At 73.5% G+C, this 14,481-nt stretch carries 15 protein-coding genes; 7 read left to right on the forward strand and 8 right to left on the reverse strand.

All coding sequences use genetic code 11. The annotated features are described in order from the left end of the window. Positions 1-9: 9 nt before the first annotated feature. Positions 10-759 carry a response regulator transcription factor gene (locus AC3CH1_RS05375; RefSeq protein ID WP_488461797.1) on the reverse strand — a complete coding sequence of 250 codons (750 nt, stop codon included), beginning with the start codon at positions 757-759 and terminating at the stop codon, positions 10-12. 145 nt (positions 760-904) lie between these two features. Then, a complete protein-coding gene (locus AC3CH1_RS05380) occupies positions 905-2,125 on the reverse strand; it encodes a sensor histidine kinase (protein WP_488461798.1) in 1,221 nt (406 codons plus the stop codon). A gap of 144 nt (positions 2,126-2,269) precedes the next feature. On the opposite strand from AC3CH1_RS05380, the gene AC3CH1_RS05385 reads away from it, so the two are divergent. Continuing rightward, positions 2,270-2,473, forward strand: a complete 204-nt coding sequence (locus AC3CH1_RS05385; RefSeq protein WP_488461799.1) for a hypothetical protein — start codon at positions 2,270-2,272, stop codon at positions 2,471-2,473. Positions 2,474-2,582: 109 nt separating this feature from the next. On the opposite strand, the gene AC3CH1_RS05390 is transcribed toward AC3CH1_RS05385, so the two are convergent. After that, positions 2,583-3,506 (reverse strand): DMT family transporter, encoded by a 924-nt coding sequence (locus AC3CH1_RS05390; RefSeq protein ID WP_488461800.1) that lies wholly within the window; start codon positions 3,504-3,506, stop codon positions 2,583-2,585. A gap of 242 nt (positions 3,507-3,748) precedes the next feature. Here AC3CH1_RS05390 and AC3CH1_RS05395 point away from each other — a divergent pair, with 242 nt between their 5' ends. The 3 genes from AC3CH1_RS05395 to AC3CH1_RS05405 all read left to right on the forward strand — a co-directional run bounded on the left by AC3CH1_RS05395 (position 3,749) and on the right by AC3CH1_RS05405 (position 6,345). Beyond that, positions 3,749-4,390, forward strand: a complete 642-nt coding sequence (locus tag AC3CH1_RS05395) for a TetR/AcrR family transcriptional regulator (RefSeq protein WP_488461801.1) — start codon at positions 3,749-3,751, stop codon at positions 4,388-4,390. 123 nt (positions 4,391-4,513) lie between these two features. Next, positions 4,514-5,287 carry an SDR family NAD(P)-dependent oxidoreductase gene (locus AC3CH1_RS05400; protein WP_488461802.1) on the forward strand — a complete coding sequence of 258 codons (774 nt, stop codon included), beginning with the start codon at positions 4,514-4,516 and terminating at the stop codon, positions 5,285-5,287. A gap of 227 nt (positions 5,288-5,514) precedes the next feature. After that, a complete protein-coding gene (locus AC3CH1_RS05405; RefSeq protein WP_488461803.1) occupies positions 5,515-6,345 on the forward strand; it encodes an aldo/keto reductase in 831 nt (276 codons plus the stop codon). A 26-nt stretch (positions 6,346-6,371) separates the two neighbouring features. Here AC3CH1_RS05405 and AC3CH1_RS05410 read toward each other — a convergent pair whose 3' ends face one another. From AC3CH1_RS05410 to allB, 3 genes are all read right to left on the reverse strand, one after another. Further along, positions 6,372-6,695, reverse strand: coding sequence for a putative quinol monooxygenase (locus tag AC3CH1_RS05410; RefSeq protein WP_488461804.1), 324 nt, complete (start codon positions 6,693-6,695; stop codon positions 6,372-6,374). A gap of 163 nt (positions 6,696-6,858) precedes the next feature. Then, on the reverse strand, positions 6,859-7,980 hold the full coding sequence (gene alc / locus AC3CH1_RS05415) for an allantoicase (RefSeq protein WP_488461805.1): 1,122 nt from the start codon (positions 7,978-7,980) through the stop codon (positions 6,859-6,861). A gap of 175 nt (positions 7,981-8,155) precedes the next feature. Beyond that, the gene (gene allB, locus AC3CH1_RS05420; protein WP_488461806.1) at positions 8,156-9,499 is read right to left on the reverse strand and encodes an allantoinase AllB; all 1,344 of its coding nucleotides are present in this window, start codon (positions 9,497-9,499) and stop codon (positions 8,156-8,158) included. A 352-nt stretch (positions 9,500-9,851) separates the two neighbouring features. On the opposite strand from allB, the gene AC3CH1_RS05425 reads away from it, so the two are divergent. Next, positions 9,852-10,655, forward strand: a complete 804-nt coding sequence (locus AC3CH1_RS05425; RefSeq protein WP_488461807.1) for an IclR family transcriptional regulator — start codon at positions 9,852-9,854, stop codon at positions 10,653-10,655. A 63-nt stretch (positions 10,656-10,718) separates the two neighbouring features. Here AC3CH1_RS05425 and AC3CH1_RS05430 read toward each other — a convergent pair whose 3' ends face one another. Next, on the reverse strand, positions 10,719-11,399 hold the full coding sequence (locus AC3CH1_RS05430; protein WP_488461808.1) for an ABC transporter ATP-binding protein: 681 nt from the start codon (positions 11,397-11,399) through the stop codon (positions 10,719-10,721). Further along, positions 11,396-12,478: an ABC transporter permease gene (locus tag AC3CH1_RS05435; protein WP_488461809.1), complete on the reverse strand. Its 1,083-nt coding sequence runs from the start codon at positions 12,476-12,478 to the stop codon at positions 11,396-11,398. The genes AC3CH1_RS05430 and AC3CH1_RS05435 overlap by 4 nt, the downstream gene beginning before the upstream one ends. 110 nt (positions 12,479-12,588) lie before the next feature. Here AC3CH1_RS05435 and AC3CH1_RS05440 point away from each other — a divergent pair, with 110 nt between their 5' ends. Together AC3CH1_RS05440 and AC3CH1_RS05445 are read left to right on the forward strand one after the other, a co-directional pair. Then, positions 12,589-13,788, forward strand: a complete 1,200-nt coding sequence (locus AC3CH1_RS05440; protein WP_488461810.1) for a sensor histidine kinase — start codon at positions 12,589-12,591, stop codon at positions 13,786-13,788. After that, a complete protein-coding gene (locus AC3CH1_RS05445) occupies positions 13,785-14,426 on the forward strand; it encodes a response regulator (RefSeq protein WP_488461811.1) in 642 nt (213 codons plus the stop codon). The genes AC3CH1_RS05440 and AC3CH1_RS05445 overlap by 4 nt, the downstream gene beginning before the upstream one ends. Positions 14,427-14,481: the final 55 nt, after the last annotated feature.

Genomic DNA, 14,481 nt, shown 5'->3' on the forward strand with positions numbered 1-14,481 from the left:
CCGGTCCGGTCAGCGTAGGCCGCCCCCGCCCTCCCCGTCCGTCCCGTCCGTGTCGAGGAGTCCCGCGTCATGGACCAACAGCGCGATCTGGACGCGGTTGTTCAGTTCGAGTTTGGCGAGAATCCGGGAGACGTGGGTCTTGACCGTCGCGACACTGAGGTAGAGGGATCCCGCGATCTCCGCGTTGGAGCCGCCGCGTCCGACGGCGACGGCCACTTCCTTCTCCCGCTCGGCGAGTTGGTCGAATCGCCCGCGTGCGCGGTCGGTGCGGCCGGCCCGGTCGGCGTGTCCGCTCCCCGCGGCCCGCGCCATCAACTGGCGGGTGACGGCGGGCGAGAGCACCGGGTCGCCGGCGGCGACCCGGCGGACCGAGTCGACGATCCGGGCCGGCGGGGTGTCCTTCAGGACGAATCCGGCCGCCCCGGCCCGGATGGCCCGGAGCACCTGTTCGTCCGCGTGGAACGTGGTGAGGACGACGACCTCGGGTGCTCCCGGCCGGCGGCGCAGCCGTTCGGTAGCGGTGAGTCCGTCCATGACCGGCATCCGGATGTCCATCAGGACGACGTCCGGGTGCAGTCGTTCGACCAGTTCCTCGACCTCGTCGCCGTCCGCGCCCTCCCCCACGATGTCGATGCCCTCGTCGCCGCCGAGCATCAGGGTCAGTCCGGCCCGGACCAGCGGGTCGTCGTCGACGATCAGCAGCCGGACGGGCGGGGGCGTGGGTGACGCCGGGGATGTCGGGGACGCCGGGGTGTTCATGACGGCCACCGTAGCCAGCCGGTGAGCGGGCCCCGTACGCCGGGCGTCGCGGTCCCGGTCCTCCGGGAACACGTCACGGCCACGGGCCTTCGGGCACGCGTCGCGGTCACGGTCCTCCGGCGGGGCCCCGTGCCGCCCGGGGGCTTCACGCGGCGGGCCACGGCAGGCGGGCCCGGACCGCGAAGCCGCCGTCCTCCGTCGGGCCGTGCTCCAGCCCGCCGCCGGCGAGCGTGGCGCGTTCGGTGAGGCCGATGAGCCCCTGGCCCGATCCGGGTACCCGCTCGAAGGGTTCGGTGGGGGCGGGGTTCTCCACCTCGATGGTGAGTCCCTCGCCGGGACCGCCCGTCACGGTGAGGGAGACCTCGGCGCCGGGCGCGTGCTTGCGTGCGTTGGTCAGACACTCCTGGGCGATCCGGTAGACCGTGCGGCCGGTGGCGGCGGGGGCGTCCTGGGGTTCGGCGACCCGGTTGTCGACGGCGACCTTCATGCCCGCGAGCCGGGACTCGGCGACGAGGGCGTCCAGGGTGGCGAGGGTGGGCTGCGGCCGGTGGCCCTCGTCGGTGTCGCCGGGCCCGCGCAGGACGCCGATGATCTCGCGGAGGTCCTGGAGGGCTTCGTGGGCACTGTCCCGGATGACGCCGGCGGCCCGGCCGACCTCGGCGGCGGGGGCGTCGGGCCGGAATTCGAGGGCCCCGGCGTGCACGCTGAGCAGGGTCAGCCGGTGGGCCAGGACGTCGTGCATCTCGCGGGCGATGGCCTCCCGGGCCAGGCGCTGGGCCTGTTCGGCGCGCAGCGCCGCCTCGGCCTCGGCTCGGCGGGCCCGTTCGCGGAGGGAGAGGACGAGCTGGCGCCGGGAGCGTACGACCATGCCCCAGCTGAGGACCAGCAGGACGAGCAGGACCCCGAAGATGACCGAGACGAGGAAGGTCGTCGCGGGGTCGGGGCGCAGGAGGGGCTGTAGGGGAGCCACGATCAGCGCGCCCGCGCCGACGATCGCCACCGGCTTGAAGGGGCGGTGCACGGCCAGACTGAAGAGGGCCACCATCAGCGCCCCGGCGGCCACGGGTTCGACGATGCAGACGACGGTCAGCACGGCGGCGAGCCCGACGGGCCAGCGTCGTCGGAGCCAGAGCGCGCAGCAGGCCGCCGCGCCGATCATCGAGTCGACGAGGACGAAGACGTCCGCCGTGGTCTCGTCGGCGTCGATCGCGGCGAGCGCCAGCAGGCCGATGCCCGCGGCACAGAGGAAGACCGTGATGTCGACGGCCCAGTCCCGCACGGTGCGCCGCGTCCGGGGCCGGTCGCCGGGCAGCTCGGGATCGGCCATGGCCGACGGGAGCAGCCAGCGGTACTCGGTACGCGTCATATCGACAAAGTTACGCAGCCGGGGAGCCCGGAGGGACCTGTGCGGCGAGGGAGCGACCAAAGTCGTGGGACCGGCTACTTTCGGCGCTGCGGACGGGACCGGTGGCCGACGCGGCGGGTGCGGGGCGGGCGGGAGGCTCGGCCCATGAAGAAAATCATCGAGACGATCGGGTTCCTCGTCTTCGCCCAGGGAGCCGGCGGGCTGCTGTACGAGTGGACGGGCTGGTTCCGGCTGTGGACGGTGGTGCGGCGGATCGACTTCCTCAGCGACCGGGGGCTGTTCGTCAACATCGTGCTGATCGTGGCGGGGGCGGCCGTGATGATCGCCGCGGACTCGATCAAGTCCTGACGCCGGCGAACAGGTCCTGACGACGATGGACTGGGTCTGACGGCGGTGGACTGGGTCTGACGCCGGCGAGCAGCTCCTGACAGCGGTGAACACGTCCTGACGGCGGCGATCAGGCGGCCCGGTCCGCGCCGCGCCGGCCCCACGCGGTGCCCGCCAGGACGAGAACCGCCCCGGCGACGCCGAGCAGTCCGAGCCGTTCGCCGCCCAGGCCGATGCCGACGGCGGCGGCCCACAGCGGTTCCGTACCGAGCAGCAGGCTGACCCGGGACGGCGAGGTGCGGCGTACGGACCACATCTGCACGAAGAACGCGAACAGCGTGCAGAACACCGAGAGGAAGACCAGGCCCGCCCACTCCCGGACGCCGAAGTCCGCCGCCGCGCTCCACGGCGAGGCGCCGGTGCCGGGGACGGCGGCGAGCACGGCGAAGACGGCGACCGCGGCCCCGAGCTGGACCGTGGTGAGGGAGAGCGAGTCGGCGTCCTGGACGGCCTTGATCCTGGCCATGGCCAGGACGTGGACGGTCCGGGCGAGGGCGGCGAGGAGCATCAGGAGGTCGCCGCCCGAGGGGCTCGTGAACCCGCCGCCCTGGGTCAGCAGGACCACTCCGGCCACGGAGAGCCCGGCCGCCGCGACGAATCCCGCCGACGGGCGCACCCGGGTCACGGCGGCCTCGGCCAACGGCGTGAAGATCATGGTGAGGCTGATGATCAGCCCGGCGTTGGTGGCGGAGGTGTGCACCACCCCGTACGTCTCCAGCAGGAAGATCCCGCTCAGCACGAGGCCCAGCAGCCCGGCGCCCCGCCACTGCGCGCCGGTCAGCGCCCGCAGCCTGCGCCATCCGGTCGCCACGAGCACGGGCAGCACGATCGCGAAGCGCAGGACGAGGACGGCGATGACCGTGTGGGCGGTGGTGATGCCCTTGGCCGCGAGGTAGCTCGCGCCCCAGACGACGGCGACCGCCAGCACGGGCAGATCGGTGACCCAGGCGCGGCGCGGGGGTGCGAGGGTCGTGGGCACGGCGACAGCGGACACCTGGATCTCCTGTGATCTCCACGGAAAGTGTTGTGGAGACCTCACCGGCTCGCACGCGGAGTGATCACGCTATCCGCTGGGCTCCTGGAAAAGGAACACCTGTCTCAACACTCGGAGCGTCCTGGGGCATCACCCGTGGTCAGCGGCGGTCGAGCCGTTCGGCCGGACGGCGGAGGGTCCTTCGGCCGCGCCACCGCTCCCTAGACTGACGCCTCGATAACTCTGAGGCACGGAGTGGTCACATGACGTCGTTGAGAGCGGACGGGCGGGTCGAGCGGGGGAACCAGACCCGGCAGTTGATCCTGGGGCGGGCGGTGCAGATCGCCTCGGTCGAAGGGCTGGAGGGTCTGTCGCTGGGGCGGCTGGCCACCGAGCTCGGGCTGAGCAAGAGCGGGGTGTTCGCCCTGTTCGGCTCGAAGGAGGGGCTCCAGCTGGCCACCGTGCGGGGGGCGGTGGCCATATACGTCGACCATGTGCTGCGCCCCACCCGGTCGGTGCCGCCGGGGCTCGGACGGGTCTGGCGGCTGTGCGAGGCGTGGATCGCGTACTCCCGCGAGCGGGTGTTCCGGGGCGGTTGCTTCTTCTACGCCGCCACCGCCGAGTTCGACGCCCGCGGCGGCAGGGTGCACGACGCCCTGGCGTCCGCGCAGACCGGCTGGGTCACCTTCGTGGAGCAGACGATCGAGGAGGCCAGGTCCGCCGGGGAGCTGGCCGGGGACACCGACGTGTGCCAGCTGGCGTTCGAGGTGATCGCCCTGCTGGAGCTGGCCAACGCCGAGTCGGTGCTCCAGAACAACAACCTCGGCTACGAAAAGGCGGCGCGGGCCATCCTGATCCGGCTGCGGGCCGCGGCGACGGATCCCGCACTGCTGCCCGCACGGTAGGCGGCCCGGGCTGCCGGGCCCTGCGGCCGTGGGCGTCCGAAAGCCGCCGGTGCGCGGGCCCCGGCCCGCGTTTGCTGAGGGATGTCGTCGAAGCGACGGCGTCCCTCAGCAAAGGAACCGGCCATGTCCAGCACCCTGCCCACCCCCACCACCCTCACCACCGGCCTCCCGGCCCGGGCCGCCCTGGTCACCGGGGGCAGCCGGGGCATCGGCGCCGCGATCGCGCTGCGGCTCGCCCAGGACGGCGTGGACGTCGCCGTCACCTATGTTCAGGACGAGGAAGCGGCCCGTGCGGTCGTCGCGAAGATCGAGGGCTTCGGCCGCCGGGGCGTCGCCCTGCGCTGCGACGCGGCGGACGCCGACGCGGGCGCCGAAGCCGTGCACCGGGCGACGGACGCGCTCGGCCGGCTCGACATCCTGGTCAACAACGCCGGCATCGGCGTCCTCGGACCGATCTCCGCGCTCGCCGGGCCGGAGGTGGACCGGACGCTGGCGGTGAACGTGCGGGCGGTCTTCCTCGCCTGCCGGGCGGCGGCGGAGCGGCTGGCCGACGGTGGCCGCATCGTCTCCGTGGGCACCGCCCTGAGCCGGTACGCGGGCGGGCCCGGCTCCACCCTCTACGGGCTCAGCAAGTCCGCCCTCGTCGGGCTGACCAAGCCGCTCGCCCGGGAGCTGGGGCCGCGCGGCATCACGGTGAACCTGGTCCAGCCCGGGCCCGTGGACACCGATCTCAACCCGGCCGACGGGCCGTACGCCGAGGGCCAGCGCGCGGCGACCGCCCTGGGCCGCTTCGGCACGACGGAGGAGATCGCCTCGCTCGTCGCGTACCTCGTGAGCGCGGAGGCAGGCTTCATCACGGGCACGGAGGTCGTCGTGGACGGCGGCCACGCGGCCTGAGCGACCCCCGGGCCTGAGTGACCCCCGGGCCCGAGCTGCCCCACCTCCCGGCGCACGCGCCTCCCGCCCGGCGGGCCGGAGAGCCCGCCCGCCGACCGGGCAGCTCGCCGCTTCCCCCGGCGGCCCCCGGAACGCTCCCCCGTCGGCCCCGTCCGGCTGCCCCCGTACCGGCCACGCCCCTACGCTGGCGGGGACGGGGGCAGCGACGGGAAGGACGGGACCAGCACATGTCCGGCACACCGGTTCAGGCGCTCAACGACGGCACGCGGCTCCCCGCGGTGGGACTCGGCACCTACCCGCTGGACGACGCGGCGGCCGAGGAGGCCGTCGCCGGGGCCCTGGAGCTCGGCTACCGGCTGGTCGACACGGCCCTCAACTACGGCAACGAGACCGGAACCGGGCGGGGCATCGCCCGCGGCGGGGTCCCCCGCGAGGAGGTCCGTCTCACCACGAAGGTGCCCGGCCGCCACCACGGGTACGAGGAGACGCTCGCCTCGTTCGAGGAGTCGCGGGCCCGCCTGGGCGTCGAGTACGTCGACCTCTATCTGATCCACTGGCCCCTCCCCCGCGTCGACAAGTACGTGGACACCTGGAAGGCGATGATCCGGCTCCGCGAGGACGGTCTCGTCCGCTCGATCGGCGTCTCCAACTTCACCGCCGCGCAGCTGGAGCGGCTGGAGCGGGAGACGGGCGTGCTGCCCTCGGTGAACCAGATCGAGATGCACCCGCTGCTGCCGCAGGAGGAGCTGCGCGCGGTGCACGCGGCGAAGGGCATCGTCACGGAGAGCTGGAGTCCGCTGGCCCGGGGGCGCGAGGTGCTGGAGGATCCCTCGATCGTGGCGATCACCGAGGACCACGGGGTGAGCCCCGGGCAGGTGGTGCTGCGCTGGCACACCCAGCTGGGCGCGGTCCCGATCCCGAAGTCGGCGGACCCGGGCCGGCAGCGCGAGAACCTGGATCTGTTCGGGTTCGAGCTGACGGCGCAGGAGCTGACGACGATCGCGTCCGGGCGGCAGCGGCGGTTCGGCGGCGACCCGGAGTCCCACGAGGAGTTCTAGGCTGGCAGGTGAACGGGCCCACCCGGTCAGCGGTTGCGCGGGGTGACCTCCGCCATCCGGGACCAACCGGTGCCCTCCACCTCGACGTTGATGATCTCGGGGACCTCGGCCACCAGCTCCGACATCGTCGCGATCGCCGCCTTGAAGTGGTCGGAGTTCACGTGCGCCTCCCCCGCCGCCGCGTCGGCGAAGGCCTCCAGCAGGACGAACTCGTCGGGGTTCTCCACACTGCGCGACCAGTCGAAGAAGAGGTTGCCGGGCTCGCCGCGGGTGGCGACGGTGAAGCCGTCCAGCCGGGTGAGCCACTCCTCGGGGTCGAGGGCGGTGAACTTGACGACGATGAAGATCATGAAGGCTCCTGGTCGAGGCGTCGGAAAGTGCGGCTCGCCCGGCCTTCAGGGCCCGCTCACCGCACCTCGACCAGGGTGACACACCCTCACGTAACGGGACCGGCCGGGCACACCGCGATCCCCCTGCGACCGCGGTGCGCCAGGTGCCGGGGCGCGTTCGGGGTCAGCCGCCCAGCTCCCGGTGACGGGCCGCCAGGGTCCCGGCGCCCTCGTCGGTGAGCGATCCGAACAGCCGGAGCCGCGAGATGCCGCCGTCCGGGTAGATGTCGATCCGTACGTGCGTGGCGCGGACGGTTCCGTCCAGGACGAAGCGGTGGTTGGTGTCGGGCTGGAGCCGGGTCCGGGGAAGGGCCTCCGCCCAGTCGCCGTCCTCGCCGTCCCGTACCGAGAGGCTCGCCCAGCCCGCGGAGTTGCCCTTGAGGTAGGCGGTGTCGATCTCGACGGCCCGGATCCCGGACTGTGCGGCGAGACGGTAGCTGATCCAGTCGTTGCCCCGGTCGCGTCGACGGCGGGTCTCCCAGCCGTCGTCCATCTTCCGCGAGCGGCCCGGCTGGATGGTGTTGGTGGCCGGGGAGTAGAAGCGGTCGGAGGCGTCCTCGACCTGGCCGCCGTTCTCCAGGGCCGCGAGGTCGAACGTACCGAGCGCGCCGAGCCAGGCGGGGTCGGGGACGACCTCCCCGTACACGCGCAGCCGGGCGATCCCGCCGTCCGGGTGCTGGTTGACCCGCAGGTGGGTGAAGCGCTGCTCGGCGTCGACGGCGAACCCGTTGGCCGCGTGGCCGCCGACCGCCGTACGGGGGACGAGCGTCGTCCACTTCACGTCGGGGGCGAGGAGGTCCTCGGGGGACGGGGAGCCGGGCAGTGCGACCGCCTCGACGGAGACCGCCTGCGGGTAGTTGCCCCGGAAGTGGGCGGTGTCCAGGACGATGCCCCGGATGACGCCGGGCGCACCGAGCCGGACGAGGGCCCAGTCGTGGTCGTCGGCGGTGGGGTGCGGTTCGGCGGCGCTGACACCCCGTCGGCGGCGGGTCTCCCAGCCGTCCATGACCTTGCCCTTGTGCCCGAAGTGCTCCGGGTCGAAGAGGGCGGGCCCGGGCTTGAGGAGGTTCTCGCGCTCGGCGAAGAACTCGTCGTTGGCGGCGATGACGCCCGCCCCGAGACGGCGGTCGGCCAGGTCGACTAGGTGGGTGAAGGGGAAGTCGGCGGTGCGATGGTCGGCGTACGGGTCGCCGCCCGCGTAGGGGCTTGCGTCGCCGGTGAAGCGCGGTATCGCGGCGTCCGTCATGGTCAGGGGTTCCTTTCGGGCACGGTCAGGGGCGCGATCGAGGAGCGGGCCGGTGAGCTCGTCAGCGATCTCGTTCGAGGAGCGGACCGGTCGGCTCGGTCAGCGGTCTCGTACGGGGAGGCGGCCGACGGGCTGGGTCGGCCGCCTCGTACAGGGAGCGGGCCGGTCGGCTGGGTCAGCGGTCTCGTTCGAGGAGGCGGCCGGCGGGCTCGGCGAGGACGCCATCGGAGGCGATGCGGACACCGCGCAGCCAGCTGGAGCGGACCACGCCGTGCAGGGTCTTCCCGGCGTAGGCGGTGACCTGGTTGCGGTGGAAGAGCTCGGCGGGGTCGACGGTGAAGGTCGCGTCGGGGGCGAGGACCGCGAAGTCGGCGTCGCGTCCCGCCTCGATGGCGCCCTTGCGGGTCAGCCCGGCCAGCGCGGCGGGGGCGGCGGACATCCAGCGGGCGACGTCGTCGAGGGAGTGGCCGCGCCTGCGGGCCTCGGTCCAGATGGCGGGCAGGCCGAGCTGGAGGGAGGAGATGCCGCCCCAGGCGGAGGCGAAGTCCGGGGTCTTCAGGTCGGTGGTGCACGGCGAGTGGTCGCTGACGATGCAGTCGATGGTGCCGTCGGCGAGCCCGGCCCAGAGCGCGTCCTGGTTGGCGGCCTCGCGGATCGGCGGGCAGCACTTGAACTCCGTCGCTCCGTCGGGCACTTCCTCGGCGGTGAGGGTGAGGAAGTGCGGGCAGGACTCGACGGTGACGCGGACGCCCTCGCGCTTCGCCGCGGCGATCAGCGGCAGGGCGTCGCTGGAGGAGAGGTGCAGGACGTGGACGCGGGCGTCGAGCCGCTTGGCGTGGGCGATGAGCCCCTCGATCGCGGTGTTCTCGGCGTCGCGCGGCCGGGAGGCCAGGAAGTCCGCGTAGGCGGGCCCGGGGCGCTGCGGGGCCTCGGCCAGGTGGTGCGGGTCCTCGGCGTGCACGATGAGGAGCCCGCCGAATCCGGCGATCTCCGCCATGGAGCGGGCCAACTGCTCCTGGTCCAGCTCCGGGAACTCCTCCACGCCGGAGGGCGACAGGAAGCACTTGAAGCCGAAGACCCCGGCCTCGTACAGCGGGCGCAGGTCCTTGACGTTGGACGGGATCGCGCCGCCCCAGAAGCCGGTGTCGACGTGCGCCTTGGGGGCCGCGACCTGCTGCTTGACCCGCAGGTGCTCGACGGTGGTGGTCGGCGGGAGGGAGTTGAGGGGCATGTCCAGGAGCGTGGTGATCCCGCCGGCGGCGGCCGCGCGGGTGGCGGTGTAGAAGCCTTCCCACGCGGTGCGGCCGGGGTCGTTCACATGGACGTGGGTGTCGACCAGGCCGGGCAGCAGGACGTCGTCGCCGAAGTCCTCCAGGCGGGCGCCCGCAGGCGTGGCGGTGTCGTACGGCAGGACCGCGTCGATCGTCCCGCCCGCGACGGCGACCGCCGCCGGACGGGTCCCCTCGGGGGTGACGACGCGCGTCGAGCGCAGTATCAGGTTCACGTCCGGACCGGACACCTGTGCTCCTTCACTCCAGCAATGATCACAACGGGAATTCAACGAACTGTTGAAGCTTTCGATGGAGTCTTCACTCGGGAATCGCCCTCGTCAAGACCCCACCTTCCGCCACGGGGGCCCACCGGACCACCCCTGCCGCCCGACTGGAGGTTTCCACAAAGTAAAAGTCATATTTCGAACTGCGGAACGTAGCATGGGCCAGGAAGGGTGGCGCAGAGCCGCCCGCACCGACCGTCGGCACCCGGACAAAACAGCCCCTGACCGGCACGGACGCCGACCGCGGAGCTGTGGGCCGATCGGGAACCGCCCGGTAGGCTGCTGCCTTGCCCTCCGCTTCGAAAGGACCGTTGACGTGCCGCCGTCCCACGCCAGCACAGCCGACTCCAAGCCCTCCGGTTCCAGCGGTGGGGTGCAGTCCCTCGAGCGCGCCTTCGATCTGCTGGAGCGGATGGCCGACGCCGGGGGCGAGGTCGGGCTGAGCGAGCTCTCCGCGAGCAGCGGTCTGCCCCTGCCGACCATCCACCGGCTGATGCGCACCCTGGTCGGCTGCGGATACGTGCGCCAGCAGCCCAACCGCCGCTACGCACTGGGCCCCCGGCTGATCCGGCTCGGTGAGTCCGCCTCCCGGCTGCTGGGCACCTGGGCCCGCCCCTACCTCAGCCGACTGGTGGAGGAGACCGGCGAGACGGCGAACATGGCGCTGCTGGACGGGGACGAGATCGTGTACGTCGCCCAGGTGCCGTCCAAGCACTCCATGCGGATGTTCACCGAGGTCGGCCGCCGGGTCCTGCCCCACTCCACCGGTGTGGGCAAGGCCCTCCTCGCGCACACCCCCGCCGACGAGGTCCGCGCGCTCCTGGCCCGTACCGGCATGCCCGCCGCGACGGAGAAGACGATCACCACCCCGGAGGGCTTCCTCGACGCCCTGGAGCTGGTGCGCCGCGCCGGGTACGCGGTGGACGACAACGAGCAGGAGATCGGGGTGCGGTGTCTCGCGGTCTCCGTGCCGAACTCCCCCACCTCGGCGGCGATCTCCATCTCGGGCCCGGCGGGGCGGGTGACGGAAGCGGCGACGGAGCGGATCGTGCCGATCCTCCAGCAGGTCGCGGGAGAGCTGTCCGACGCGCTGGCGAGCAGCGGCACGAACGGCGGCTGAGAACGGGGAGCGGCGGGGCTCCGCCGTCTCCGGGCCCCGCCGCTCGTCGTTTCGGACGTCGACTCAGACCCCGGCCGGGACGGTCAGCCGCCCGTCGTCCATCGTCACCGTGCGGTCCATCCGCTCCAGGTGCGCCAGGTCGTGGGTGACCAGCACCGTGGCGGTGGCGCGCTCCCGGGTCAGAGTGACCAGCAGGTCGAGCACGGCCGCGCCGCGCTCGTGGTCGAGCGCGCTGGTCGGCTCGTCGACGAGCAGGACCGCCGGCTCGTTCATCAGGGCCCGCGCGATGTTGATCCGCTGGCGCTGACCGCCGGAGAGCTGGTGCGGACGCCGGTCGGCGCGGTCGGCCAGACCGACCGCGTCCAGCAGCTCCAGGGCCCGGCGGCGGGCACCGCGAGCGGACCCGCCGGAGAGGTGACGCATCGCCTGGAGCTGTTCGGCGGCGGTCAGCGAGGGAAGCAGACTGGGCTGCTGGAAGACGATGCCGATGTGCTCCCGGCGCAGGGCCGCCCGCCCGGCCCGGCCGAGTCCGGCCGTCGGCGTCCCGGCCACCACCACCTCGCCGGAGTCCGGGGTGACCAGGGTGGCGGCGGCCGCGAGGAGGCTCGACTTGCCCGAGCCGGACGGCCCGACGACCGCGGTGAGCGTGCCCGGGGGCACGTCCAGCGAGACCCGGTCCAGAGCGGTGAGCCGCCCCTCGCCGTCCGGGTAGGTGAGGGTGACGTCGGTCAGGGTGAGCGTCATCGGGCACTCCCGAGTGCGGTGAGCGGGTCGACGGCGGTGATCCGCCGGATGGACAGGGCGGCCCCGAGCGCGCCGAGCGCGATCAGCACGGCGGCCGGGACGAGGACGGTCGCCGCGTCCAGGACGAACGGCACGGCTCCTCGGCCGATCAGGGCTCCGGCCCCGGCGGCCAGGGCGGTGCCCAGTCCCGTACCGAGGGCGAGCATCACGACGGCCTGTCCCAGCGCGTCGCGCAGGAGGTACGGGGTCGACGCCCCGAGCGCCTTCAGCACGGCGACGTCGCCGCTGCGCTGGATCGTCCAGACGGTGAAGAACGCTCCGATGACGAGCGCGGAGATGGCGAAGAGGAAGCCGCGCATCAGTTGCAGCGACCCGTTCTCCGACTGGTAGGAGCCGATGGCCGTGAGGGAGTCGTCGAGCGTGAGCGTGCTGGTGCCCACCGCCGCGTCCCCCGCCGCGAGGTCGACGCCTCCGGTGGTGGTCAGGGCGATCACGGTCGCCTGTTCGGCGGGGCCGGCGCCGTCGTGGCCGATCTGCTGCCAGTCGTCGAGCGAGGTCCAGACGACGGGGGTGTGGCTGTACGAGGCGTCCGTGGCGACGGCGGCGACTTCGCGCTCCGCCCCGCCGAGCGCGATCCTCTCGCCCGCCGTGGCGTCGAGCTCCTCGGCCGCCTTCTCGGAGAGCACGACCCGCCCCGGGCCGATCCCGTCCGGCCCGAGGGTGCCGTCCGGTTCGACGCCGAAGACCGAGACGGCGGCGGACCGCTCACCTGCGGCGGTGGCGTTCAGGGTCCGGATGCCGACCGGCTGGGCGGCCTCGACCCCGGGCCGACCGGCCCAGGTCCGCCAGTCGTCCTCCCGGACGGTCGAGTCGGTGAACGACTCCGCCTGCCCGTCGGGGGGCGCGGCGAAGGCCAGATGGTCGGCGTCCAGACCGGTGACGGCCGAGATGTTCTCCCGGGCCAGGCCGGCGGTCAGGCCGGACAGCAGGCCCACGAGCAGCGTGATCAGCACCACGACCGAGCCCATGAGCGCGAACCGGCCCCTGGCGAAGCGAAGGTCTCTCCATGCGACGAACATGGCTCCAGCGTCGTGCGGCGCTGTCGGGAGAACATCGCGCGGCGGACGGGCCCGGGGTCAACCTTTCGATTGACCGGGTCAGGGGAGGCCGCGGCTACGCTGGACGGACCATGGATTCGCGTTCGCACACCCACGTCACGGCAGCCCTGCGGCTCTGTCTGCACGCCCTGCTGATGGGGCTGCTGGGCCTGGTGGTCGTCCGCGCGGCGAGCGAGGACGCGTCGCACACCGCGGCTGTCGTGGTGGTGGCGGTGCTGATGGCGGCCCTGTACGCGGCGGGGCCGCTCGCCTCCTCCGTACAGCCGGGAAGCCGGGCGGGGGCCGTGTGGCTGGCGGGTCTCGGCGCCCTGTGGGCCGCGCTGCTGGTCCTGTCGCCGGACGCCCTGTGGGTGGCCTTTCCGCTCTACTTCCTCCAGCTCCACATCCTGCCGATGCGGTGGGCGCTGCCCGCCGTCGTGGTCTCCGCCGCCGCCGCGATCACCAGCTTCGTCGTGCACCGGCAGGAGATCGAGCCCGGTGCGTTCATCGGGCCGCTGATCGGCGCGGCGGTCGCCGTCGCCACCGTCCTCGGGTACGACGCGCTGTTCCGGGAGAGCGAGCGGCGGCGCGAGTTGATCGTGGAGCTGGTCGCCACCCGTGCGGACCTGGCCGAGGCGGAACGCACGGCCGGGACCCTCGCCGAGCGTGAGCGCCTCGCCCGGGAGATCCACGACACGCTGGCCCAGGGCCTGTCCAGCATCCAGCTGCTGCTGCGCGCCGCCGAGCGCTCACTGCCCGAGGACGCACCGGCCGGCGCGCATGTACGGGCCGCCCGCGAGGCCACGCAGGCCAATCTCGCCGAGGCCCGGTCCTTCGTCCGCGCGCTGACGCCGCCGGACCTGGAGCACGGTTCGCTGGCCGCCGCGCTGGAGCGGCTCCGCGCCCGTACGACCGCGCCGGAGCTGACCGTGCGGTTCGCGGTGAGCGGCACGCCGGTGGAGCTGCCGACGCCGTACGAGGTGGCGCTGCTGCGGACCGCGCAGTCGGCGCTGGCCAACACGGTGCGCCATGCGCGGGCCGGACGGGTGGAGATCACCCTGAGCTTCATGGACACCTCGGTGGCGCTGGACGTCGTGGACGACGGGCAGGGCTTCGACCCGTCGGGGGCGCCGGTCCACGAGCGCGGCGACGGCGGCTTCGGGCTGCCGGCGATGCGGGCGCGCGCCGGGTCGCTCGGCGGTGCGCTGAGCGTGGAGTCGGCGCCGGGACAAGGCACGGCGGTGGCGGTCACGCTGCCGCTGCCCGTCGCGGAAGCGGAGCGTGCGGCATGAGCGGGAGCGGGGACGCGATCCGGCTGCTGCTGGCGGACGACCATCCGGTCGTCCGGGCGGGGCTGCGCGCGGTCCTGGACACCGAGCCGGATTTCCGCGTCGCCGGCGAGGCCGCCACCGCGGAGGAGGCCGTCGCCCTGGCCGCGGCGGGCGGCTTCGACGTGGTCCTGATGGACCTCCAGTTCGGTGCGGGCCTGCACGGCTCGGAGGCCACGGCGACGATCACCGCAGCCCCGGGCGGCCCCCGGGTCCTGATCCTGACCACCTACGACTCCGACGCGGACATCCTGGCGGCGGTCGAGGCGGGGGCGAGCGGCTATCTGCTCAAGGACGCGCCGCCGCAGGAGCTGGCGGCGGCGGTGCGCACGGCGGCGGCGGGCCGCTCGGCGCTCGCGCCGTCGGTGGCGCACCGGCTGATGGACCGGATGCGGACGCCGGCCGAGGCGCTGACCCGGCGGGAGCTGGAGGTGCTCCAGCTGGTCGGCGAGGGCCTGTCGAACCTGCTGATCAGCAAGCGGCTGTTCCTGAGCCAGGCGACGGTGAAGTCCCACCTGGTGCACATCTACGCCAAGCTGGGCGTCGACTCCCGTACGTCGGCGGTCGCGGCGGCCACGGCCCGCAGGCTCATCCGCCGCTGAAGCCGGGTCGCGCGTTCCGGGCCGGGCGTAAGGGGCTCGTGCGTCGTGGGCCGGG

The organism is Streptomyces sp. MGP-P1, assembly GCF_057766565.1.

Bases quoted from the DNA above. Each gene is read 5' to 3' on its own strand.
- AC3CH1_RS05380 (WP_488461798.1), bottom strand. From the start codon at position 2,125: ATGACGCGTACCGAGTACCGCTGGCTGCTCCCGTCGGCCATGGCCGAT.
- AC3CH1_RS05400 (WP_488461802.1), top strand. From the start codon at position 4,514: ATGTCCAGCACCCTGCCCACCCCCACCACCCTCACCACCGGCCTCCCG.
- AC3CH1_RS05375 (WP_488461797.1), bottom strand. From the start codon at position 759: ATGAACACCCCGGCGTCCCCGACATCCCCGGCGTCACCCACGCCCCCG.
- AC3CH1_RS05445 (WP_488461811.1), top strand. From the start codon at position 13,785: ATGAGCGGGAGCGGGGACGCGATCCGGCTGCTGCTGGCGGACGACCAT.
- AC3CH1_RS05430 (WP_488461808.1), bottom strand. From the start codon at position 11,399: ATGACGCTCACCCTGACCGACGTCACCCTCACCTACCCGGACGGCGAG.
- AC3CH1_RS05395 (WP_488461801.1), top strand. From the start codon at position 3,749: ATGACGTCGTTGAGAGCGGACGGGCGGGTCGAGCGGGGGAACCAGACC.
- alc (WP_488461805.1), bottom strand. From the start codon at position 7,980: ATGACGGACGCCGCGATACCGCGCTTCACCGGCGACGCAAGCCCCTAC.
- AC3CH1_RS05440 (WP_488461810.1), top strand. From the start codon at position 12,589: ATGGATTCGCGTTCGCACACCCACGTCACGGCAGCCCTGCGGCTCTGT.
- AC3CH1_RS05410 (WP_488461804.1), bottom strand. From the start codon at position 6,695: ATGATCTTCATCGTCGTCAAGTTCACCGCCCTCGACCCCGAGGAGTGG.
- AC3CH1_RS05385 (WP_488461799.1), top strand. From the start codon at position 2,270: ATGAAGAAAATCATCGAGACGATCGGGTTCCTCGTCTTCGCCCAGGGA.
- AC3CH1_RS05405 (WP_488461803.1), top strand. From the start codon at position 5,515: ATGTCCGGCACACCGGTTCAGGCGCTCAACGACGGCACGCGGCTCCCC.
- AC3CH1_RS05435 (WP_488461809.1), bottom strand. From the start codon at position 12,478: ATGTTCGTCGCATGGAGAGACCTTCGCTTCGCCAGGGGCCGGTTCGCG.